The sequence below is a fragment of the Neorhizobium vignae genome (genome assembly GCF_000732195.1).
GTDB lineage: Bacteria > Pseudomonadota > Alphaproteobacteria > Rhizobiales > Rhizobiaceae > Neorhizobium > Neorhizobium vignae.
In genome coordinates this window covers 1-352 of record NZ_JNNU01000080.1, presented here as the reverse complement: position 1 = coordinate 352, position 352 = coordinate 1, and the positions used below count along the sequence as shown (strand labels likewise).

Genomic DNA, 352 nt, shown 5'->3' with positions numbered 1-352 from the left:
CAGACGGACTTCATCTCCAAGCTGACGGACTCCTTCGACAAGGGTGTCGGCCGACTGGTGGATGCGGACATGAACGAAGAGTCGACCAGGCTCAAGGCACTGCAGACCCAGCAGCAGCTGGCGATCCAGTCGCTCTCGATTGCCAACTCCGACTCGCAGAACATCCTGTCGCTGTTCCGTTAATCGAAACAGGGAAAATGGCGCGGAGGCTGACCGCGCCATCGACCTTCAAAAAGGGCCGCGTCCGAATTCGGACGCGGCCCTTTTTATTCGCTGGTTCGCTTCAATGTTCCTTAATCATATTACTGCATTCTTTGGTCATCGAAACGGTGAGTTAACCAAGAAAATTAAA

At 53.4% G+C, this 352-nt stretch carries 1 protein-coding gene; it reads left to right on the top strand.

The window, feature by feature from the left end:
* Window positions 1-183, top strand: a 183-nt coding sequence (locus GQ59_RS30435) for a flagellin (protein WP_037088688.1), incomplete at its 5' end; no start/stop codon positions are given.
* Window positions 184-352 lie beyond the last annotated feature (169 nt).